The following is a 20,069-nucleotide window of genomic DNA, read 5'->3' on the forward strand; positions in this document are numbered from 1 at the left end:
TCGTGAGGCTCCGCGCACTGATGCCAGCGTCATCACCGGCATGGTCTGAGAGTACGTCCGGTCAACACCTCGCTCAAGCATTCCAAGAGCGCTTGAGCATGTTGCTCAATTTCGCTCGAGAGAGTGCTGCTAAGGTTTGGCACTATGCCAGGACTGGACCGCATAGATCTCGAGCTTCTCGCCGCGCTCGCCGACGACCCGCGCACGACGATCGTCGCGCTCGCGGAGAACCTGGGGCTCTCGCGCAACACGATCCAGGCGCGGATGGCGCGGTTGGAGCAGAGCGGGATCTTCCTGTCCTACGAGCGGTCCTTCTCGCCCGATGTGCTCGGTTTCCCCTTGCAGGCCTTCGTGAGCATCGGGGTCCGTCAGACGGAACTGCCCCGCATCATCAACGAGCTTTCCCGGATCCCTGAGGTCGTGCAGGCGCACGGCCTCAGCGGATCGATCGATCTGCTCGCGCGCGTGGCCTGCCGCGATGCGCGACACCTCTTCGACACGGACGCGCGCATCCTGTCCATCGAGGGCGTCGAACGCACGGAGACGTCGTTGGCGATGGGTGAGGTCATCCCGTTCCGTGTCGCCGGCCTCATCGGCCTCGCGCGACGGGAATCCTGAGGAAGCGGCGAACGGCTCCCGCAGCTTCGGCCGGGGTCTCGTAGTGGATCAGGTGTCCGACGTGCGCGATCTCGACGAGGCGGGCGTCCGGGAACATCGTCGCCAGCCTCCGCTCCGCTTCGATGGGTGTGATGTCGTCCCGCTCTGCTGCGACGAGCAGTGTCGGAACGTCGATCTCGGGGGCGAACTCGCGTACGTCGTGCGAAACGCTCGTGACGAAGGCGTCCCGGAGTACATCCCGATCCGAGAATCGGGAGAAATAGGTGTCGTGCTGGTCGTGGATGAACCGGCGGAGTTCCGGATCCCTCGTCTTGGCCATCGTGATGCTCATCACGCGGACGATGATCCGGTTGCGCAGCAGGGCCGTCCCGACCTTCTCGGGGAGCCTGGCGCCGAGAGCGTAGTAGAGGACCGCAAGTCGTGTCATCAGTCCCTTCGGCCCCTCGAGCGCCGGCGCACCGATGGGGTTCAGCAGGATCAGGCGCGGGGTCTGCAGTCCGCGTGCCACGGCGGCTGAGGCCACGATCGAACCGAAGGAATGGCCGAGGATCACGGCACCTGGGGCGACTTCGGCGACGAAGTCGGTGAGCCACTCCGCATACTCGTCGAGATCATGCGTGCGTCGTGGCACAGGGGCAGACTCGCCGAAACCGGGAAGATCCGGCGCGATCACCCGCACCTCGGGCAGGAACGCGAGCACCGGTTCGAGGCCGTGGTGCTCCCCTCGGAAACCGTGCACCGCGACGACGGTGGTGTCTGCGTCGTCGGGGCCGTACGCCCAGTAGGCCGTGGTCCCCCCATGCACCTCGACCTCGCGACGCTGCACGGGAAGGCGACGAAGACGGTCCGCATACGGGGAAGGCACGCTCATACTCCCGAGTCTACGAGCGGCCTCGCGGGTTCTGGTGCATCCCGGAGACCTGCACGGCGGAGGCTCAGGCATCGTGGGATACGCTCCTGATCGTGCGCTTTCGAGTGGGATCGACGCGCGTAGCACGAGGAGTAGCCCATGCAGTTCACGTCCACCGATCTGGCCCAGGTGGAGTCCACATGGCAGCAGTACGTTCCGTCGTCGTCGCTGCAGGATGCGGATCCGCGCAGCTTCCGCTTCGACTGGCGATCCGAGGAACTCGGCACCGCGTCCCTGATCGACTACCGACTCACCGCCAAGGTGCACTCTCGGGCAGAACCTCAGGAGCAGCTGCTGGTGTGTCGGGTCGACGCTCCCGATGCGCGTGTCTGGTCGGGACGCGAGTCCCTGGATGCAGGCTCGGCCTGGATGTCCGACGGCACCGAGGTCGAAGCCCGATGGGACCGGACAGCGCGCGTACGGGCGTTCGTGTTCGATCACCGCGCCGCCCAGGCGCGCGCGAGGCAGATCACGGGTGATGACCGACGGGAGTTGCGCACGACGGGGTTCGTGCCGCACTCCCCTGCCGACGCTCGGCGCTGGGAGCGGATGTTCGAGTACGTGGATCAGTCCGTGAACGCGGGGCCGACCGATCATCTGCTCCTCGCCGAACTCGAACGGCACGCCCTGACGATGACGCTTTCGGCGTTCCCGACCACATTCACCGACTCCCTCAGGCGGCCGGCACAGCGAGCCGGAGCGCCGGCCTCGGTCCGTCGTGCGCTCGCCTACATCGACGCGAATGCGCACCTGGCGATCACCATCGATGACGTCGCCGCCGCGTCGTACATCTCCACACGGGGACTGCAGTACGCCTTTCGACGAGCGTTGGACATGACGCCCGCCGACGCTCTGCGGCGGGCGCGCCTCGACGGGGCGCACCGTGATCTCCGCAACGGCGAGGGCCGATCGGTCGCCGAGATCGCGCGCCGCTGGGGCTTCAGCAACTCGTCTCGCTTCACTGCGGCGTATCGTGACGCCTACGGTGCAGCGCCCGTCCTCGCCTCGTGATCGTGACGCTCGCCTTGTGAACGTGACACTCGCCTTGTGAACGTGACACTGAGCGAACAGATTGTTCGCTCAGCGCAATGTGGGGCGTCAGGCGCAGGGTGCGCGTCGATTTGTTGGCTAGAGTTCGAATTCCCGGACCACTTCCCGGTCCGTCGAGCACGCCATCGAGGAGAACCATGGCCCGCCCCCTGACCGTCGTGTCCCGCCGCCACTGCTGATGGGCAGCCTGTACTACGGCGACACATCGACGCCGATCTACATCGAGGATCGCGCTTTGGCGCACCTCAAGGTGGTCATCGCCACCAAGCTCCGCCGGAACGAGAGCTTCACCCTCTCCTGGCGTCACCCCGAGGGTGAGGCCCCTGGGCGATCGACCCTCTGGCTCCACCCGTCGATTCCTCTGAGGTTCGTCTTCCAGGAACCGGAGTCTCCCGATCTGAGCCGGAGGTGGATCGAGGAGCTCGCGCACTCGGCGAGTTCGAGCGGCGGCATCGTCCTGGTCGAGGAGCACCTCGAGACCATCGCGCCGGACTGATCACCGCCTCGCACTGACGGCGTCGGACACTGTGGTGACCGACGCCGTCAGTGCGTGTACTCAGAAGCCGGTGTCGCTCACAGGGCGGCGCAACTCACAGGGCGGCGCAACTCACAGGGCCTCGTCGCCGCTGGAGCTCACGGAGCGACGAGTGGTCGGCTCCCCCGTGGCGGGGTCGACGTATGTGCGTGAGACCGTCTCCGTTCGCCGGCGACGCGCGAGCAGCACGATGCCGATGAGGAAGATGATGACTCCTGCTCCCATCAGGATGTAGCCGACCATGTCGAGGTCGACCCAGGGAACGTCGACGTTGATCGCGAAGACGAGGATCGCCCCGATCACGAAGAGCGCGATTCCGCTGCCGATGCTCATTGTTCCTCCTGTCTCTGCGGCGCGGTGCCGCACTCCGGAAGCATGGCGTGGGGTCGCGGCGCCGAGGAGGGGCTTGACATCGGCGCGAACCCTTCTCCTCCGCGGCGCTCCGCGCGTCAGGCGGCGTCGACGGTCGGCTGCTGCAGCCAGAGGTCGGGGCCGAAGACCTCGTAGGCGATCCGCTCCGCAGGTATCCCCCGGCCGATCAGAGTCGCCCGGACAGAGCGCATGAACTCGAGAGGGCCGCACATGAAGACGACCGCGTCGTCCGGGAGCTCGACATTCGAGAGGTCCATCCGCCCGGGGAGCGCGGGGTGGAGGGTCGGGGCCGCGTCCGCCCCGTCCGCGTACCAGTTCTGCGCCTTGGCATCCTTCATCGCGAGCACCTGTCGCCGCAAGGAGGGATACAGCACATGGGCGTCGTGGTTCCGGTCGGCATGGAAGAGTCGGATGGTGCGGTCCGGGGCGCGACGGGACAGATCCTCGACGATTGCGGTGATCGGTGTGATGCCGATGCCTGCGGAGACGAGGACGAGGGGATGCCCGGTGTCATCGAGCACGACGTCACCTGCTGGTTGGGACACATCGAGCACGGTGCCGGGGTGGGCGTGCTCGTGGAGCCAGGTCGAGACCTGACCGTCGGGGACGCCTGCACTGCCGCGGACGCGCTTGACGGTCACGCGCAGCGCATCGCCTCGCGGACCGGAGGAGATCGTGTACTGGCGGGGCTGTCTGGACCCGTCCGGCAGGTCCACCGCGATGGCGACGTACTGCCCCGTCCGATGTGACGCGACGACGCCGTCGACAGGCGCGAGGAGGAGCGAGATGACGTCGTCCGACTCGACGACGCGCTCCACCACCCGATGTTTGCGCCACGGATGGGCGGGATCGGTGCCGCCCTGCGCGTACAGCTTCGCCTCTTCGGCGATGAGGGAGCACCCGAAGAGCCAGTAGACCTCGTCCCAGGCGGCTCTGACCTCTGTGGTCACCGCATCGCCGAGCACCGTCTGCACCGCATCGAGGAGGTAGTGGCCGACGATCGTGTACTGGCGTGCCTGGACACCCAGCGAGACGTGTTTGTGGGCGATCCGACTCATGATCGGCGTGAAGTCGGGGGCGTCCGGGTCGATGAGGTGCACGGCGAAGGCGACGACCGACGCGGCCAGAGCTCGCGGCTGCTCGCCGATAGCCTGGTTCGCACGGTTGAACACCCGCAGCAGTTCGGGGTGCGCGGTGAACATCTCCCGGTAGAACAGCGTGGTGATCTCATCCGCGTGCGCGGCTACGACTCCTGCGGTCGCACGTACGACCGCCTCGGACTCCGTTGAGAGCTTCATGACTTCCCTTCTCTTCAGCGTCATGGTCGTTCCACCATCGCCGGACCAGACGGAGTGCGCGCGCCCTTTCACCGGGTTATTTCCGGCCGAAACGCGCCCTCCTCTCTGCCGGCGTGCTTATCCTCGCCCCATGCCCCGTCGAGCCCATGACTTCCGAGGTCTGACCCAACCGCGGCGCCTGCGCCTGCTCCGCTCCATCCAGGAGAGGCCCGGCCGGGACGCCGGCGCGCTCGCCGAGGAGAGCGGGATCCCGTTGAACACCGCACGTGACCACCTGCGGGTGCTCGAAGACGAAGGCCTGATTCGCAGTGAGCCCGTCAACACCGGCCATCGCGGTCGTCCACCCCTCGTCTTCCACCCTGTGCGTGAGACATCGTCGAGCCAGAGAGCACGGTCACGGGTCGAAGGCGCCGATGTGAGGGGCCGCATGCTCCGCGCCGTGACGTCGGAGAGTCCGCGCCTCGGCGACCAGGCCCTCCGGCAGGTTGACGTCCTGTACGAGCACCTCGACGATGCCGGTCTGAACCCCGTCGTCGACGAGGAAACGCTCCGATTCGATCTTGCTCCCTGCCGGTACCGCGGCCTGCTCGCCGAGGATCAGGCGCTCGTATGCGCCGTGCATGCGCAACTCGTGCGCGATGTGCTCCGACTGGGCGATGGTCCTCTGGAGATGCGGCGACTCGATCCGTTCGTGACGCCGCATCGCTGCACGCTGCTGCTGTCATCGAGCGACCAGGGATCCGCTGAGGATCGCGAGTAGGGCGGGTCGGACTTGAACCGACGATCGTTGGGTTATGAGCCCACTGCCTTAACCAGCTTGGCCACCGCCCCGTACGGGTCCCAGCCTAGCGGCCGGGGCGCTCACACCCGCGTCGCCGCCGAGTGCGTCTGCGAGTGTCCGAGATAGATGTCGGCGTTGGCCAGGAGTTCCGCTCGCTCCTCTTCGCTGAGCGCTCGACGCACCTTCGCCGGCACGCCGGCGACGAGAGAGCCTGCGGGGATCTCCGTCCCGCCGAGGACGACCGCTCCTCCGGCGATGAGACATCCTTCGCCGATGACGGCACCGCTGAGTATCACCGCCCCCATTCCCACCAGGCTTCCGTCGCCGATCGTGCAGCCGTGCACGACCGCGTTGTGTCCGACCGAGACCTTGGAGCCGATCACCACAGGATGCGCTGCATCGACGTGGACGGAAACGTTGTCCTGGAGATTGGAGCCGGGGCCGATGACGATCTGCGCCGAATCCCCGCGAAGGACGGCGTTGTACCAGACGCTGGAGCCCGCCGCGAGGCTGACGTCGCCGACGATGCGAGCGCCGTCGGCGACGAATGCCGTCGCGTCGATCGACGGCGTACTGTTCGGCAGGGCGAGGATGGAGGCTCCGGACGCGATGCTCATGAGGCGAGACTACCCTCACTTCCGCGGAATCACGCGGAAGTGAGCCGAGCCTCAGCTTGCTTGCGGAATGTCTGACGCTGAGTAGCGTTGTCTTCATCAGATACGAGAAACCGTTCCGGAGGAGCACAAGATGAGCAAGGCACAGACCGTTTCCACCACCGCCATCGACCCGACCGTGGCTGCAGGGGCGGCCCAGTTCCTCTCCCCTGTCGTCCTCGGTCTCCAGGCACTGACCATCAACGGCAAGCAGGCCCACTGGCATGTCCGCGGCGCGAACTTCGTCGGCGTGCACGAGCTGCTCGACACGATCGTCGCCCACGCCGGCGACTTCGCCGACACCGCCGCTGAGCGTATCGTCGCTCTCGGTCTGCCGATCGATGCACGCGTGAGCGCCGTCGCGGAGAAGGCGGGCTCGACGTCGGTCGCGGCCGGCTTCGCACAGTCCGACGAGCTGATCCGCGCGGTGATCTCCGACATCGACGCCATCCTCGTCGACGTCAAGGCCGCTGTGGAAGGCCTCGACGAGGTCGACCTCACCAGCCAGGACGTCGCGATCGAGATCCAGCGCGGCCTCGAGAAGGACCGTTGGTTCCTCGTCTCGCACATCGCGGCCTGATCGCAGACATCGTCTGAACGTGGCAAGGGCGGTCCTCGGTTCTCCGAGGGCCGCCCTTGCTGCACGAGTAACCCATCAGTGCGCGTGTGTGACGTATCCCCGCAAGACGGTGGAGAGCACGCTCATCGAGCGCAGAGCCGGCCCCGTCGACGTCAGCGGGTCCGCCGCACACAGGACGATGTCGGCGGGCTCACCCGGCCGCAGCGAAGTACGCACGCTCGCTTCCAGTGCCTGGGCGACCGTGATCCGCTCTTCCGGATGCCATGCTGCTCGCGCGTCGGCCGTCCGGGACACCGCTGCGGAGATGGCCTGCCACGGATCAAGCGGGGCCACCGGGGCGTCGGAACCGAAGCGCAACTGTGCCCCTGATGCGCGCAGTGATGCGAGGGGATAGCCGATCGAGGTCTGCTCCGACCAGTGCCGGTCCACCAGATCGCGATCATCGACGGCGTGCTGCGGCTGAACGCTGGCGATCACACCGAGGCGAGCGAACCGCGCGAGGTCGGTGTGTCGCACGAGCTGGACATGCTCTATCGATCCGGCTGCGCCCGTGGTGGTGAAGGCATCCAGCGCCGAGGTGATGGCCCTGTCGCCGATCGCGTGCACCGCCACCCCCAGTCCTGCGCCGGTCGCGCGGGTGAGGAGGTCGACCAACTCGTCGGAGGGCACCGTGAGCATGCCGAAGTTGCCGGGATCTCCCGGGTAGGCGTGCGAGCACGCGGCTGTCCGAGTGCCCAGGGAACCGTCTGTGATGATCTTCAGCGGCCCGACGCGCACGAGCCCCGCCCCGCGGGCCGGAGTCTCGGTCAGTTCATGGAGTTCACCCGTGCGGAGCCCGGCGTCGATGGCGCGTTCGAGGTCGAACGGGTACACCGCGAACTCAACGCGATGGGAGGCGAAGCCCGCCTGCACCCGTCGCGGCCACGCTTCCGCACTCCACGCCATGTCGAAGTCGACGAGGCCGGTGACACCTCGTGCCGCGGCCTGCTCCCCTGCCCGCACCATCGCACGGTCACCATGAGCGGCGTCGACGGCATTGAGGCGCCGCGAGATCTCGAAAGCATCGGTCTCGCGCAGCACGCCGTCCTCGCTGCGGAAGCCCTCACGAGCGAGTGCAGCGCTGTTCAACCAGACGCTGTGGACGTCGGCGTTGATGAGGTAGGTGGGAACGCCGCCGGTGGCTGTGTCCAGGAGTTCGAGTGACGGACGATCCGGCCACAGCGCATCTCGGAAACCGGTCCCGACGCGTCGACCGTCCGCCAGCGGGGGAACACCACTCATCGCACCCGCGGCGGCCGCTGCGGATTCCGCGTGTCCGAGCGGCGCGCGCTCCGATGTCAGCGCCCATTGGACGGTGTGGACGTGGTTGTCCCAGAGACCGGGAACCGCCCAGGCGCCGTCGGCGGCGAGGGCGCGGCCGCGGGCGGACAGAGCACCGGTCGGGGCGATGTCGACTATGCGTCCATCGGCGATGAAGATGTCGACCGGTTCGTCGTCCATCAGGAACTCGCGTCCTGGTCCGGCGATCCGCACGGCTGTGATGGTGTCGATGGCGGCGCCGCGTTCGGTCACTGCTGTACCCCTCCTCGGCGTGCGTCCTGCGCGCGCCGCATCTCCGCGGCGAGGGCCGGGTTCGCATAGGGTCCGTCGCCGGAGAGCTCCTCGATCACCGTCTCGATCGTCTCCGGCGCCTTGTTCTGGCTGAGCTTCCTCTTGGCGACGACTCGTGTCGGTGTCAACCGGAAACCCACCGTTCCCGCGGCCAGCCGCTCCACGTAGGCCGCGTCGTTGGGGCGCTCCCACATGCGTCGCGGTTCCGGCATCAGGGATTCGAAGTGCGCGACGAGGCGGTCGAGCACGACGAGGTTCTCCTCGGCGCTCAGGATCTCGGGAACGCCGGACAGATGGACAGCGGTGTAGTTCCAGGTCGGCACCGCGGGCACATCGCCGTACCATCCGGGCGAGATGTAGCCGTGCGGGCCCTGGAAGGCCACCAGCATCTCTCGGTCCTCCCCCAGCCCGTGGATGAGGTCGTCAGGACGACCCACGTGACCCACGACGGTGAGGTCGTCGTGGGCGTCATCTAGCAGGACGGCGTAGTGCGAGGCCACGAGCCCCTCTCCGCCAGAGCTCATGATCGTCGCCCAGGGGTTCGCCTCGATCACGCGGCGGATCTCGGGCACATCGGCCAGCGTGAAGCTGGGATTCTGTCGCATTCGATCAGCCTAGATCCGGTGGTGGCGGCGCGGGCGGATCACGCTTGGCAACGCGGGCACCAGTAGAGCTTCCGAGCGCCGATCTCCTCCAGCGCGATCTCGGTCCCGCAGATACGGCAGGGCAGACCAGCGCGGTGATAGACCCAGTGACGATCGTCCCGGTTGGCCATGGCGGCGCGGTAGTCCGCGCCGGTCAGACCGTCCATCGTCATCATCTGCCCCGTCTCCACACCGATGGCGAGCAGACGCACCCAGTCGTGCCAGAGCGCGCGCACGACGTCTTCGGGAACGTCGCGACCCGGCGTGTGCGGGTTCAGCCTCTGCCGGAACAGCATCTCGGCGCGGTAGACGTTCCCGATGCCGCTCACGACCGACTGGTCCATGAGCAGGAGTGCGATCACCGTCGGCTTCTTCCTGACAGCGCGGACGAAACGCTCCTCGTTCTCGACCGGATCGCCGACCAGGGGGTCAGGGCCCAGTTTTGCGACGGTCGCGAACATCTCCTCAGGTGTCTGCAGGACGCACGCGGTCGGCCCTCGGAGGTCGGCCGCAGTGATGTCGGTCATCAGACGCAGTCGAACCTGACCGACCACCGGCGGCGGCCACTCCATGCCCTCATCAGCGAGCCCCTTCGTCTGCTCGGACATGCGCACGTGCACCCGCGTGCGTCGGGGCGCACCGATCGAGGACAGCGAGTTCTCCCCCGCATCATCGAGGATCGGGTCCTCGAGGATCGTGCCCCGCTGATTGGTCTGGCCCATGCGGCCGTTGGCGGAGGCGATGGTCGGGTCGACGACGATCTCACCGGCGAAGTCCCACGCTCCATACAGGCCGAGATGCACCCGGAGCCACAGGTCGCCTTCCGTCTCCAGGAACATCTGCTTGCCGACCGCCTGCACGCTCACCGCGGCACGGCCGTCGAGCAGGGATGCTCCTTCGGCGAACCGACCCTGCGGGCTGGAAGCGCTCAGCGTCTTGCCGACGAAGTTGCGGTCGAACTGCCGAGCGATCCGGTGGACGGAATGACCCTCGGGCATGTCAGGCCCGCGGGTCCGGGAGCAGTGAGCCGTCGCGTTCGAAGTCGGCGATCTGTCCGATGCGCCGCACGTGGCGCTCGTCGCCCGAGAACGGGGTCGTGATGAAGCGGTCGATGAACGAGGTGACCTCGTCGTACGTGTGCTGACGCGCGCCGATGGAGATCACGTTCGCATCGTTGTGCTCGCGGGCCAGCTCCGCGGTCGAGAGGTTCCAGACGAGCGCCGCACGTACGCCCTCGACCTTGTTCGCGGCGATCTGCTCGCCGTTTCCGGAGCCGCCGAAGACGACGCCGAGCGCCTCGACGCCCGCACGCCGATCGGCGATGACGGCCTGCGCCGCGCGGATGCAGAACGCCGGGTAGTCGTCGACCGCGTCGTACTCGACGGGGCCGTGATCGACGACCTCGTGCCCGGCGGCGCGCAGATGGTCCTGCAGCTGCGTGGAGAAGTCGAGGCCCGCGTGGTCGGTGGCGATATGGATGCGCATGTGTCCCATCCTAGAAGCGCGCGCCGGTCACCGAGAGGTCACGGAGCGACGCCTGCGGCAGCCGGCTTGAAGCCCGCCCGGATGTTCTCGCAACAACCGGGGCGGCAGACGTCGAACCCGCCGGGAAGGGAAGTGACGTGAGCGCGTTCCTCGTTGGGACGCCCCTGGAGGCGCTCCTCGATCAGATCGACGATGCCCGCGACGAATGCCGGCGATACGCCGGGGGTCGGAGTACGGGTGAAGGAGAGTCCCGCTTCCTCCGCGGCCTCCGCCGCCTCGGTGTCGAGGTCCCACAGGACCTCCATGTGGTCGCTCATGAATCCCACCGGCACGACGGCGACGGCCTTGCGTCCGCGCTCGGGCAGCTCGCCGATCACGTCGCAGACATCGGGCTCGAGCCACGGCTGCGAGGCGGGACCGGAGCGGGACTGGTAGACGAGCTCCCACGACACGTCGGCGGCCGCCGGGACGGTCTGGCGGACGCGATCCATGACCCACGCGGCGACGGCCAGGTGCTGCGCGGCATAGGCGCCACCCTCACCCCACTCGATGTCGCGGGCACCCGAGCGCTCGGCGTCGGCGGTGGGGATGCTGTGCGTCGAGAAGAGGATCTGGATGTCCGCGGCTGCGATGCCTTCGGCGAGGAAGTTCTCGATGGCCTCACGGACACCGGTCTCGAACGCCTCGACGAAGCCGGGGTGATCGTAGAACGGGCGGATCTTGTCGATCGTGACGGTCTCGCCCAGGCCGGTCTCCTCCAGGATGCGGGCGAAGTCCTCCCGGTACTGGCGGCAGCTGGAGAACGAGCTGTACGCACTCGTGGCGAAGGCGAGCAGGGTGTTGTGCCCGTTGCCCGATGCCTCGGTCACGACCTCTTCCAGGTACGGCGCCCAGTTGCGGTTGCCCCAGTAGACCGGGAGCGTGATGCCCCGCTCGGCGAGAGCGTTCTGCAGCGCCTCCTTGAGCACGCGGTTCTGACCGTTGATCGGACTCACTCCGCCGAAGTGGCGGTAGTGGTGCGCGACTTCCTCGAGCCGCTCGTCGGGGATGCCGCGGCCGCGCGTCACGTTCCTGAGGAACGGGATCACATCCTCCTGGCCCTCGGGCCCGCCGAATCCGGCGAGAAGGATCGCGTCATAGGCGACCGGTGCGGTCACGAAAGGTGCACCACCGGAGGCAGCAGGCGAGGCAAAGGGGACGACATTCGGCTCGATCGCAGTCACCCGTCCATCCTCCCACTTCTACGGAGTGCCGGAGCGCGCGCGAGCACCGTTTCTATCCGATTCCCCTGCACCGCGATGGAGATCGGGCATTCCCCGCACTGGCGTAGGCTGTCAGGGTTGCCGTCGGCGCCAACTGCGCCCAGCCCCGGTGACATCCCCTCACCCCTGGGAGTACAGCTGTGCCTGGAGAGAACCTCACCCGTATCGAAGCGCAGGAGCGCCGCGACGTCGTCGACACGCAGTCCTACGAAGTCGCCCTCGATCTGACCAAGGGCGCCGAGGTCTTCGGCTCTCGGAGCGTCGTCCGCTTCACCGCCACGCCCGAGAGCTTCACCTTCATCGATCTGATCGCGCGGGAGGTCCGTGAGATCTCCCTCAACGGGGAGCAGCTCGACCCCAACGAGGTCTTCGCCGACTCGCGCATCACGCTCGAGGGACTGCAGGCGGAGAACGTCCTCGTCGTGGACGCCGACTGCGAGTACACGAACACCGGCGAGGGCCTGCACCGTTTCGTCGATCCCGTCGATGGCGAGGTCTACCTCTACTCGCAGTTCGAGGTGCCCGACTCGCGTCGGGTGTTCGCGGTCTTCGAGCAGCCCGACCTCAAAGCGACGTTCCAGTTCACCGTGACCGCACCGGCCGCATGGAAGGTCGTCTCCAACTCGCCCACCCCCGAGCCCATCGTGCACGACGATGACGTCACCGCCACGTGGGGCTTCGAGCCGACGCCGCGCATCTCCTCGTACATCACGGCGTTGGTCGCCGGTCCCTACGAGTCGACCTTCTCGGAGCTGACGAGCGCCTCCGGCCGCGTCATCCCCCTCGGCGTGTACGGCCGCAAGAGCCTGTGGCAGCACCTCGACGCCGACTACATCTTCGACAAGACCCGCGAGGGCTTCGCCTACTTCGAGTCGAAGTTCGGCGTGCCGTACCCGTTCGCCAAGTACGACCAGCTCTTCGTGCCGGAGTTCAACGCCGGCGCCATGGAGAACGCGGGAGCCGTCACCTTCACCGAGACCTACGTCTTCCGCAGCAAGGTGACGGACGCCGTCAAGGAACGTCGCGTCGTCACGATCCTGCACGAGCTCGCTCACATGTGGTTCGGCGACCTCGTCACCATGAAGTGGTGGAACGACCTCTGGCTGAACGAGTCGTTCGCCGAGTGGGCCTCGACCATCGCCACGGCGGAGGCCACCGAGTGGACCGAGGCATGGACCACGTTCAACGCCATGGAGAAGACCTGGGCCTACCGCCAGGACCAGCTCCCCTCGACCCACCCGATCGTCGCCGAGATCAACGACCTCGAAGACGTGCAGGTGAACTTCGATGGGATCACCTACGCCAAGGGCGGCTCCGTCCTGAAGCAGCTGGCCGCCTGGGTCGGTATCGAGGCGTTCTTCTCGGGCGTCTCGCAGTACTTCCAGAAGCACTCCTGGGGCAACACGGAGCTCAGCGACCTGCTCACCGAGCTCGAAGCCACCAGCGGCCGCGACCTCGGCACGTGGTCCAAGAAGTGGCTGGAGACCGCCGGCGTGAACACGCTGGAGCCGGTCATCGCCGAGGGCCACGACGGCACGATCTCGCGCTTCGCGATCACGCAGACCGCTCCGGCCGACTACCCGACCATCCGTCCGCACCGTCTCGGCATCGGCTTCTACACCCTCACGGACGGCTCGCTCACCCGCACGCACTACCTCGAAGTGGACGTCGACGGCGACCGCACCGAGATCCCCGAGCTGCAGGGTCTCACCCGCCCCGACCTCGTGCTCCTCAACGACAACGACCTCGCCTACGCGAAGATCCGCCTCGACGAGAAGTCTCTGGCCACCGCGATCGCACACCTCGCCGACATCCACGACCCGCTCGCCCGTTCGCTCGTCTGGGGCGCGGCATGGGATCAGACCCGCGACGCCGAGACCGGCGCTTCCGAGTACATCGACCTCGTGCTCGGCAACATCGGGCGTGAGACCGAGTCGACGACGGTGCGCACCACGCTCGCGCAACTGCGCACCGCGGCGAACCTCTACGTCGCACCGGACGACCGCGAGGCCGCGCGCCTCAAGGTGGCGGATGGTCTGTGGAGCCTGGCAGAGTCGGCCGACCCCGGCAGCGACAGCCAGCTGCAGTTCGTCACGGCCTTCGCCAACGCTCTGGTCACTCCTGAGCACGCGGGCATCGTCGGACGTCTGCGCTCCGGTGAGGACACGCTCCCCGGGCTGGAGATCGACGCTGACCTGAACTGGCAGCTGCTCGCCGGGCTCGCCACGATCGGCGCGACGGACGCCGCCACGATCGATGCCGCTCTCGCCGCGGACAACACCGCGAAGGGCGGGGAGTTCGCGGCTCAGGCACGCGCGTCCCTGCCGGACTCCGCCTCCAAGAAGGCCGCGTGGGCGTCGTTGATCGAGCGCGATGATGCTCCGAACACGATCGTGCGCTCCGCAGCACTCGGGTTCACCCACCCGGCGGGAGCTGCGGTGCTCGAGGAGTTCGTCCCGGCGTACTTCGACATGCTGCTGCCGATCTGGGAGTCGCGGACCTACCAGATCGCGCAGTACCTGATCGTGGGGCTGTTCCCGACCGCACTGGCGGACATCGCCCTGCGCGACGCGACCCGCGGCTGGCTCTCGGAGCACCAGGATGTCGCCCCTGCTCTGCGACGCCTCGTGCTCGAGAACCTCGCCGATGTCGAGCGCGCCCTGGCCGCGCAGGCCCGCGACGCCGAGGACTGATACCCGAACACCAGCGAAAACGGAGACCATCCGCTCTGATCCCCGTGTGTCCACCAATGACACGCTGCGGTCGGGCCGGATGGTCTCCGTTTTGACGCGGGGTTCCACCCAGCCCGCACAGAGGCCCGCTCGCTAGGATCGGAGGTGATGATTCTTCCCTCCACTGTCACCGAACCGCCTGCGGAGATCCCCCTCCCCGACTGGGTGAAGGCGCTGCTCGCCTGGCTCGGCCAGGTCGGCATGAATGCCCTGACGGTCGCCATCATCATCGTCAGCTGCATCGTGATCGGGCTCGTCCTGCGGCTCGTCATCCGACGTGTGGTGCACCGCATCGTCGACAGCGCGAAGAACAAGGCGTCGGTCGACGACACTCAGGCACTCGAGCGCTCTCCGCTCGCGGATATGCGCCTGGTGCAGCGCACACGCACGCTCGGCACCATCCTGCAGAACATCGTGAACGTGATGCTGGTCGTGATCGCGATCGTGCTGATCGTGAACGCGCTCGATTCGAGTCTGCTCGGCTCGCTGACCCTCCTGACCGCTGCGGTCGGCGCTGGTCTCGGTTTCGGCGCCCAGAACATCGTCAAGGACGTGCTCAACGGTATGTTCCTCGTGGCCGAGGACCAGATCGGCATCGGCGATGTGGTGGATCTCGGTCTCGCGAGCGGTGTGGTCGAATACGTGAGTGTGCGCATCACCCAGGTGCGCGACGTCAACGGCACGCTCTGGTACGTGCGCAACGGTGAGGTGACCCGGATCGGCAACATGTCGCAGGGGTGGGCGCGCTCCATCATCGACATCGGCGTGCCGGCCGACTCCGACCTCGAACAGGTCGAGCACATCATGCTCGAGACCGCGCAGGGACTGTCGAAGGACCCGAAGTGGCGTACGCGCATCATCGAGAAGCCCGAGCTGTGGGGCTTGGAGTCCATCGACGGAGACGCGCTCGTGGTGCGTATCGTCATCAAGGCCAGGGCCAATGCCAAGGACGACGTGGCCCAGGAGCTGCGTCGCCGCCTGCGTGCCGCCCTCCTCGAGAAGGAGATCGGGGTGCCCCGCATGGTCGACGTGGTGCCGACGGGGCTCGACGGTGCACGGCGGGTCCGCGGTGCGAACCCGCCCAGAACGCGCCCGAACGCGGTGACCGGCGTGCCGGTGGTCCCCGACCGAGGTATCTGGCGGCGGAAGAAGCCGAACGACGACGGGAGCACCCAGAAGTGACCTTCTACGACGAGATCGGCGGGCACGAGACCTTCCGGAAGATCGTCTCCGTGTTCTACCGCGAGGTCGCGCTGGACCCCGTCATGAAGCCGATGTACCCGGAGGAAGACCTCGGCCCTGCCGAAGACCGTCTTCGGATGTTCCTCGAGCAGTACTGGGGCGGCCCCACGACGTACGGTGAGACCCGCGGGCATCCGCGTCTGCGCATGAGGCACATGCCGTTCCACGTCGATGCGGATGCGCGAGACCGTTGGCTTCGTCACATGCGCACCGCGCTCGACGAGGCGCAGTTGTCTCCCCTGCACGAAACCACGCTGTGGGACTACCTGGAGCGCGCGGCCTATGCCATGGTGAACACACGCGAACCTTCCGGGATCGGCGCCGGACCCGGCGGCCGGCCCACGCTCGAGACCCGCTCACGTCAGGAATCAACGGAGACCCCATGACGACAACGCCCCTGTCCGCAGACGTCCTGGTGATCGGATGGGGGTTGGCGGGCCTGGTCGCCGCCGCCGAGGCGCTCGATGCCGGGCGGCGTGTCATCCTGGTGGATCAGGAACCGCGCACGAACCTCGGTGGGCAGGCCTGGTGGTCGTTCGGAGGGCTGTTCTTCATCGACTCCCCCGAGCAGCGGCGCCTCGGCATCAAGGACTCGTTGGAACTGGCGACCCAGGACTGGTTGGGCAACGCCGGATTCGATCGCCCGGAAGACGAGTGGCCCCGGCGATGGGCCGAGGCGTACCTGCAGTTCGCCGCCGGCGAGAAGCGCGCGTGGCTCCGTGAACGTGGGGTCGGCTTCTTCCCCGTCGTCGGCTGGGCGGAGCGCGGCGGCTACGGCGCTATCGGACCTGGCAACTCCGTGCCCCGCTTCCACATCACGTGGGGCACCGGCCCGGGAATCGTCGCGCCATTCGCCGCAGCTGTCGAGCAAGGGGAGCGAGAGGGGCGCCTGACCGTGCTCCCCCGCCACCGCGTCTCCGAGCTGCTGGTGACCGACGGAACCGTCACCGGGGCACGCGGGCAGATCCTCGCGACGAGCGGGTCGAAGCGCGGTGAGCCTTCATCGCGCGACGTCGTCGACGATTTCGAGATCACGGCGACAGCGACCATCGTCTCGTCGGGCGGCATCGGTGGAAACCACGACCTTGTACGCGCCGCTTGGCCCGCGCGCCTCGGCACTGCACCGGAGCACATGCTCACCGGGGTGCCCGCGTATGTCGACGGCTCGATGCACGGTGTGAGCGAAGCCGCCGGTGCCCGGCTGATCAACGGCGATCGCATGTGGCACTACGTCGAAGGCATCGCCAACTGGGATCCGGTGTGGCCGTCGCACGGGATCCGCATCCTCCCCGGGCCGTCTTCGCTGTGGTTCGACGCGACCGGCACTCGCCTGCCCGTGCCGCTGTTCCCCGGATTCGACACTCTCGGAACTCTCGCTCATCTGCGCACGACCGGGCACGACCACTCCTGGTTCGTCACGTCGCGCCAGATCGTCGAGAAGGAATTCGCCCTCTCCGGAAGCGAGCAGAACCCCGACCTCACCGGGAAGGACGTGGGCCTCCTGTTGAAGTCCCGCCTGGCGAAGGGGCCCACAGGGCCGGTGCAGGCGTTCCTCGACGAGGGTGAGGACTTCATCGTGGAGAACGACCTCGATTCGCTGCTGGAGCAGATGCAGAGGCACGCCGGCGGCGAGGTGCTGGACATCGACAACGTGCGGCGCGAGGTGCTCGCCCGCGATCGGGAGATGGAGAACGACTTCACGAAGGACGCGCAGATCGGCATGCTCCGTTCCATGCGCAGCTATCGAGGCGACAAGCTCATCCGAACGGCGGCTCCGCATCGCCTTCAGGATCCGGCCGCGGGGCCGCTCGTCGCGGTGAAGCTGCACGTGCTCACCCGCAAGTCGCTCGGCGGCATCAACACCGACCTCCATGGGCGCGCGCTGAACGCGGTCGGCGAGCCGATCCCCGGGTTGTACGCCGGTGGCGAGGCGAGCGGTTTCGGCGGTGGCGGAGTGCACGGCTACCGTGCGCTCGAGGGGACGTTCCTCGGCGGGTGTCTGTTCTCCGGCCGCATCGCCGGACGGGCTGCGGCTCTGGCCGGATGATCTCGGTCCCGGGCTTTCCGGGTGAACCTCTTCGGGGCATCCATCCTGCTTGTTCGGGGTAACCCGAAGCGGCGGCGGCGGGTCTCGAGTCGTCGCGTCCCGCTCCCTACCGTGGACTCGTGCGCATCCTCTGCATCCTCGGTCTCGTCTCGGCATCGATCCTCGGCGGTACGCTCTCCGCTGCCGCCGCCGATGCGTCGACGGCGCATGAAAGCGCGGTCAGGAGCTACGCCGAGGCGTTCGCGACGCCCGGGGTCGCGGCAGCGGTCATCTCGAATGGTGACGTCGACCTGATCGTGCACGGCCGTGACGGAGCGGGCGACCCGATCACTCCGCAGACGCCGTTCCGGATCGCGTCGATGAGCAAGTCGATCACGGCGACCGCGATCATGCTCCTCGTGCAGGATGGAGCGCTGGCGCTCGACGACCTCGTCGTCGAGCGGCTCCCTGAATTCACGATGGCCGACCCCAGGCATCGGGACATCACGATCAGACAGCTCTTGTCTCATACGTCGGGGCTCTCGCTGCAGACGAACGACGAGTTCTCGCTGCCGGCGCCGCGCAACACGCGGGCGGTGGTGGCTGAACTCACAGGACGACGACTCGTCGCGGATCCGGGTGCTCGTTTCGAATACCACAACACGAACTACTCGCTCGCGGCCCGCATCGTCGAGGTCGTCTCCGGGCAGAGCCTCGACGAGTTCCTCCGTCAGCGGCTTTTCGCCCCGCTCGGGATGCTCGACTCTCGAAGCGTCGACGCCTGTGATCAGAGCGTCGACGGGCTCACACCCGGCTACTCCGTGGTGCTCGGGGTCGCCTATGTCATGCCGGAGATGCCGGGCCGGTGCGGCGGGAACGGTGGTGTGGTCTCGACGCTTTCCGACATGGTGCAATGGCTGGGTTTCAACCAGGGTGACGTCGGTGCGGACATCCTGGATCCGGTGCTGCGGGAGGAACTGCATTCTGTGCAACCGGGCGCCGTGTCGTATGCCCTGGGATGGCAGAACCTCGGTCCGGACGGAGCACCAGCGCCCGGCGTCCTGTCGCACGGGGGTACTCTCGCGACGTTCGGCGGGTCGATGGCCTTCGACACCACCACCGGTACCGCAGCCGTGGTGCTGACGAACGGGGTGGGCTCCCCCGGCGAGCTGGTGCGTCACCTGATCGAAGGCGACGCGTCCGCGGCGACGTACGAGAATCCGCTGGATATCGCGAACAGGATCCTCCTGGGTGTCACAGCGTTCGCGTCGATCGTTCTGCTCGTCACGGCGCTGAGGGCTCCGCGTTGGGCCAGGCGGATGCGCGGAGAGGGGAGGTCGCGTGCCGGTGTCCGGCTCGTTCCGTTCGCGCTCGTCATCGTGGCGGGGTTCTTCGTCCCCCTGGTGCCAGGGCTGCTCGGGGGATCCGTCAACTGGCAGTACTGGGTGATCGACCTCTGGCTGTTCCCGCTCCTGGACGCTCTAGGACTCGTGCTCGTACTGGGTGGCACAAGCGCGCTGGTGAGCAGGATCGTGGCGCTGCGGTTGGACTCGCGGGCGCCCGGAGGATCTCAGCCCGCGGAGCCGGTGTCCCGGACGCTCGTGAGACCCGATGCGACGGGACCGCGCGAGAGCACGTGACCACGTCGGAAGGCGAGACGTGTCCACCGCCCCGACTTCGACACGCGGACCTGCTCCTCACCGGAGATGAACCCCATCGCGTCGGCAGCGAAGGCGATTCCCCGAGGGAGGCCGTCGAGGTCCTCGTCGGGTTCGCCCCAGATCGCCGCACGCAGGGCGCGTACGGCCTCTTCGCCGGATCCCGGGGCTGCGCCGCGGGCGACGGCGGAGATTCCCCACTGCGCGCGCTGCGCGATCACAGATGCGTCGAGCTCCCCTACGGGCTCCCAAGAGCCACGGGGCGGAGCCACCCCGGCCCAGGCGGGCGACATCCCGGTCTCCGGGAGACCGAGCCGCTGCGGCTCATCGGTCTGCGAAAGCTGGTCGACCACGATGTCGCACTCGAGCTCGGGGTCGGCGTGCACGATCCGCATCGCGAGGATCGTCGGTGTCTGGTCGAAGAGTCCATGGGGAGCGAGCGCCGCGGTCGTGAGGGCGAGCACACCGTTCCCCGCCTGCAACCGTACTCCCTCGTCCGTGATCCGTGACGCGCGTCCCACGAACGTGAGGACGTCCTTCGCTGTGTCCGGGTCGGCGAGGAGGAGGTGATGCGGCACGCGTTCTAAACTACCAACGGAGCGGCGCCTCGGG

At 67.6% G+C, this 20,069-nt stretch carries 20 protein-coding genes, 1 tRNA gene and 1 pseudogene; 10 read left to right on the top strand and 12 right to left on the bottom strand.

Features of this window, described 5'->3' with window-relative positions; genetic code table 11:
• Positions 1–144: 144 nt before the first annotated feature.
• Entirely contained in the window at positions 145–618 is a 474-nt protein-coding gene (locus ABRP18_RS09020) for an Lrp/AsnC family transcriptional regulator (protein ID WP_045265266.1), read from the top strand.
• Here ABRP18_RS09020 and ABRP18_RS09025 read toward each other — a convergent pair.
• Entirely contained in the window at positions 590–1,489 is a 900-nt protein-coding gene (locus ABRP18_RS09025) for an alpha/beta fold hydrolase (RefSeq protein WP_058631156.1), read from the bottom strand. The genes ABRP18_RS09020 and ABRP18_RS09025 overlap by 29 nt on opposite strands.
• A 138-nt stretch (positions 1,490–1,627) precedes the next feature.
• Here ABRP18_RS09025 and ABRP18_RS09030 point away from each other — a divergent pair, with 138 nt between their 5' ends.
• Positions 1,628–2,539, top strand: coding sequence for a helix-turn-helix transcriptional regulator (locus tag ABRP18_RS09030; RefSeq protein WP_061016708.1), 912 nt, complete (start codon positions 1,628–1,630; stop codon positions 2,537–2,539).
• 217 nt (positions 2,540–2,756) lie between these two features.
• Entirely contained in the window at positions 2,757–3,074 is a 318-nt protein-coding gene (locus ABRP18_RS09035) for a hypothetical protein (protein WP_046747021.1), read from the top strand.
• 111 nt (positions 3,075–3,185) lie between these two features.
• Here the strand turns inward: ABRP18_RS09035 and ABRP18_RS09040 are convergent, their stop codons facing one another.
• Together ABRP18_RS09040 and ABRP18_RS09045 are read right to left on the bottom strand one after the other, a co-directional pair.
• Complete coding sequence (locus ABRP18_RS09040) at positions 3,186–3,446, bottom strand: DUF6458 family protein (protein WP_046747022.1); 261 nt, start codon at positions 3,444–3,446, stop codon at positions 3,186–3,188.
• 116 nt (positions 3,447–3,562) lie between these two features.
• Positions 3,563–4,807 carry a globin domain-containing protein gene (locus ABRP18_RS09045; protein ID WP_265333148.1) on the bottom strand — a complete coding sequence of 415 codons (1,245 nt, stop codon included), beginning with the start codon at positions 4,805–4,807 and terminating at the stop codon, positions 3,563–3,565.
• Between the two features lie 106 nt (positions 4,808–4,913).
• On the opposite strand from ABRP18_RS09045, the pseudogene ABRP18_RS09050 reads away from it, so the two are divergent.
• Positions 4,914–5,087: pseudogene (locus ABRP18_RS09050) on the top strand (helix-turn-helix domain-containing protein); the annotation flags it as partial.
• 90 nt (positions 5,088–5,177) lie between these two features.
• Here ABRP18_RS09050 and ABRP18_RS09055 read toward each other — a convergent pair.
• The 3 genes from ABRP18_RS09055 to ABRP18_RS09065 form a co-directional block, all read right to left on the bottom strand.
• Complete coding sequence (locus ABRP18_RS09055; RefSeq protein ID WP_349885378.1) at positions 5,178–5,486, bottom strand: hypothetical protein; 309 nt, start codon at positions 5,484–5,486, stop codon at positions 5,178–5,180.
• Positions 5,487–5,540: 54 nt separating this feature from the next.
• Positions 5,541–5,614 (bottom strand) — tRNA-Ile (locus tag ABRP18_RS09060).
• Between the two features lie 30 nt (positions 5,615–5,644).
• The gene (locus tag ABRP18_RS09065; RefSeq protein ID WP_061016715.1) at positions 5,645–6,181 is read right to left on the bottom strand and encodes a gamma carbonic anhydrase family protein; all 537 of its coding nucleotides are present in this window, start codon (positions 6,179–6,181) and stop codon (positions 5,645–5,647) included.
• 130 nt (positions 6,182–6,311) lie between these two features.
• Between ABRP18_RS09065 and ABRP18_RS09070 the strand changes: the two genes are divergently transcribed.
• Positions 6,312–6,797, top strand: a complete 486-nt coding sequence (locus ABRP18_RS09070; protein WP_046747026.1) for a Dps family protein — start codon at positions 6,312–6,314, stop codon at positions 6,795–6,797.
• Between the two features lie 75 nt (positions 6,798–6,872).
• Here the strand turns inward: ABRP18_RS09070 and ABRP18_RS09075 are convergent, their stop codons facing one another.
• From ABRP18_RS09075 to ABRP18_RS09095, 5 genes are read right to left on the bottom strand one after another with little or no spacing between them, the layout of a single operon-like run.
• Positions 6,873–8,369, bottom strand: a complete 1,497-nt coding sequence (locus ABRP18_RS09075) for an amidohydrolase (protein ID WP_061016717.1) — start codon at positions 8,367–8,369, stop codon at positions 6,873–6,875.
• Positions 8,366–9,013 (bottom strand): FMN-binding negative transcriptional regulator, encoded by a 648-nt coding sequence (locus ABRP18_RS09080; protein WP_046747028.1) that lies wholly within the window; start codon positions 9,011–9,013, stop codon positions 8,366–8,368. The genes ABRP18_RS09075 and ABRP18_RS09080 overlap by 4 nt, the downstream gene beginning before the upstream one ends.
• Before the next feature lie 38 nt (positions 9,014–9,051).
• Positions 9,052–10,050: an Fpg/Nei family DNA glycosylase gene (locus tag ABRP18_RS09085; protein WP_061016718.1), complete on the bottom strand. Its 999-nt coding sequence runs from the start codon at positions 10,048–10,050 to the stop codon at positions 9,052–9,054.
• Position 10,051: 1 nt separating this feature from the next.
• Complete coding sequence (locus ABRP18_RS09090) at positions 10,052–10,537, bottom strand: ribose-5-phosphate isomerase (protein ID WP_061016721.1); 486 nt, start codon at positions 10,535–10,537, stop codon at positions 10,052–10,054.
• Positions 10,538–10,575: 38 nt separating this feature from the next.
• Complete coding sequence (locus ABRP18_RS09095; protein WP_061016723.1) at positions 10,576–11,760, bottom strand: ferrochelatase; 1,185 nt, start codon at positions 11,758–11,760, stop codon at positions 10,576–10,578.
• Positions 11,761–11,939: 179 nt separating this feature from the next.
• On the opposite strand from ABRP18_RS09095, the gene pepN reads away from it, so the two are divergent.
• The 5 genes from pepN to ABRP18_RS09120 all read left to right on the top strand — a co-directional run bounded on the left by pepN (position 11,940) and on the right by ABRP18_RS09120 (position 19,439).
• The gene (pepN, locus tag ABRP18_RS09100; RefSeq protein WP_349884518.1) at positions 11,940–14,492 is read left to right on the top strand and encodes an aminopeptidase N; all 2,553 of its coding nucleotides are present in this window, start codon (positions 11,940–11,942) and stop codon (positions 14,490–14,492) included.
• Between the two features lie 147 nt (positions 14,493–14,639).
• Positions 14,640–15,713: a mechanosensitive ion channel family protein gene (locus ABRP18_RS09105; RefSeq protein WP_058631146.1), complete on the top strand. Its 1,074-nt coding sequence runs from the start codon at positions 14,640–14,642 to the stop codon at positions 15,711–15,713.
• A complete protein-coding gene (locus ABRP18_RS09110) occupies positions 15,710–16,159 on the top strand; it encodes a globin (RefSeq protein WP_141369589.1) in 450 nt (149 codons plus the stop codon). Before ABRP18_RS09105 ends, ABRP18_RS09110 begins: the two co-directional genes overlap by 4 nt.
• The gene (locus ABRP18_RS09115; RefSeq protein WP_349884519.1) at positions 16,156–17,820 is read left to right on the top strand and encodes an FAD-binding dehydrogenase; all 1,665 of its coding nucleotides are present in this window, start codon (positions 16,156–16,158) and stop codon (positions 17,818–17,820) included. Before ABRP18_RS09110 ends, ABRP18_RS09115 begins: the two co-directional genes overlap by 4 nt.
• Before the next feature lie 119 nt (positions 17,821–17,939).
• The gene (locus tag ABRP18_RS09120; RefSeq protein WP_349884520.1) at positions 17,940–19,439 is read left to right on the top strand and encodes a serine hydrolase domain-containing protein; all 1,500 of its coding nucleotides are present in this window, start codon (positions 17,940–17,942) and stop codon (positions 19,437–19,439) included.
• On the opposite strand, the gene ABRP18_RS09125 is transcribed toward ABRP18_RS09120, so the two are convergent.
• Positions 19,370–20,035: a hypothetical protein gene (locus ABRP18_RS09125; protein ID WP_046747035.1), complete on the bottom strand. Its 666-nt coding sequence runs from the start codon at positions 20,033–20,035 to the stop codon at positions 19,370–19,372. The genes ABRP18_RS09120 and ABRP18_RS09125 overlap by 70 nt on opposite strands.
• Positions 20,036–20,069: the final 34 nt, after the last annotated feature.

It is taken from the genome of Microbacterium sp. WHRI 7836 (assembly GCF_040223885.2).
In the GTDB taxonomy this organism is placed as follows: domain Bacteria; phylum Actinomycetota; class Actinomycetes; order Actinomycetales; family Microbacteriaceae; genus Microbacterium; species Microbacterium oxydans.

What these genes read in the sequence shown, in the direction of transcription:
- ABRP18_RS09025 (WP_058631156.1), bottom strand. Translation starts at nt 1,489, where the DNA reads ATGAGCGTGCCTTCCCCGTATGCGGACCGTCTTCGTCGCCTTCCCGTG.
- ABRP18_RS09085 (WP_061016718.1), bottom strand. Translation starts at nt 10,050, where the DNA reads ATGCCCGAGGGTCATTCCGTCCACCGGATCGCTCGGCAGTTCGACCGC.
- ABRP18_RS09105 (WP_058631146.1), top strand. Translation starts at nt 14,640, where the DNA reads ATGATTCTTCCCTCCACTGTCACCGAACCGCCTGCGGAGATCCCCCTC.
- ABRP18_RS09055 (WP_349885378.1), bottom strand. Translation starts at nt 5,486, where the DNA reads ATGCGGCGTCACGAACGGATCGAGTCGCCGCATCTCCAGAGGACCATC.
- ABRP18_RS09070 (WP_046747026.1), top strand. Translation starts at nt 6,312, where the DNA reads ATGAGCAAGGCACAGACCGTTTCCACCACCGCCATCGACCCGACCGTG.
- ABRP18_RS09045 (WP_265333148.1), bottom strand. Translation starts at nt 4,807, where the DNA reads ATGACGCTGAAGAGAAGGGAAGTCATGAAGCTCTCAACGGAGTCCGAG.
- ABRP18_RS09035 (WP_046747021.1), top strand. Translation starts at nt 2,757, where the DNA reads ATGGGCAGCCTGTACTACGGCGACACATCGACGCCGATCTACATCGAG.
- ABRP18_RS09030 (WP_061016708.1), top strand. Translation starts at nt 1,628, where the DNA reads ATGCAGTTCACGTCCACCGATCTGGCCCAGGTGGAGTCCACATGGCAG.
- ABRP18_RS09080 (WP_046747028.1), bottom strand. Translation starts at nt 9,013, where the DNA reads ATGCGACAGAATCCCAGCTTCACGCTGGCCGATGTGCCCGAGATCCGC.
- ABRP18_RS09090 (WP_061016721.1), bottom strand. Translation starts at nt 10,537, where the DNA reads ATGCGCATCCATATCGCCACCGACCACGCGGGCCTCGACTTCTCCACG.
- ABRP18_RS09020 (WP_045265266.1), top strand. Translation starts at nt 145, where the DNA reads ATGCCAGGACTGGACCGCATAGATCTCGAGCTTCTCGCCGCGCTCGCC.
- ABRP18_RS09115 (WP_349884519.1), top strand. Translation starts at nt 16,156, where the DNA reads ATGACGACAACGCCCCTGTCCGCAGACGTCCTGGTGATCGGATGGGGG.
- ABRP18_RS09040 (WP_046747022.1), bottom strand. Translation starts at nt 3,446, where the DNA reads ATGAGCATCGGCAGCGGAATCGCGCTCTTCGTGATCGGGGCGATCCTC.
- ABRP18_RS09065 (WP_061016715.1), bottom strand. Translation starts at nt 6,181, where the DNA reads ATGAGCATCGCGTCCGGAGCCTCCATCCTCGCCCTGCCGAACAGTACG.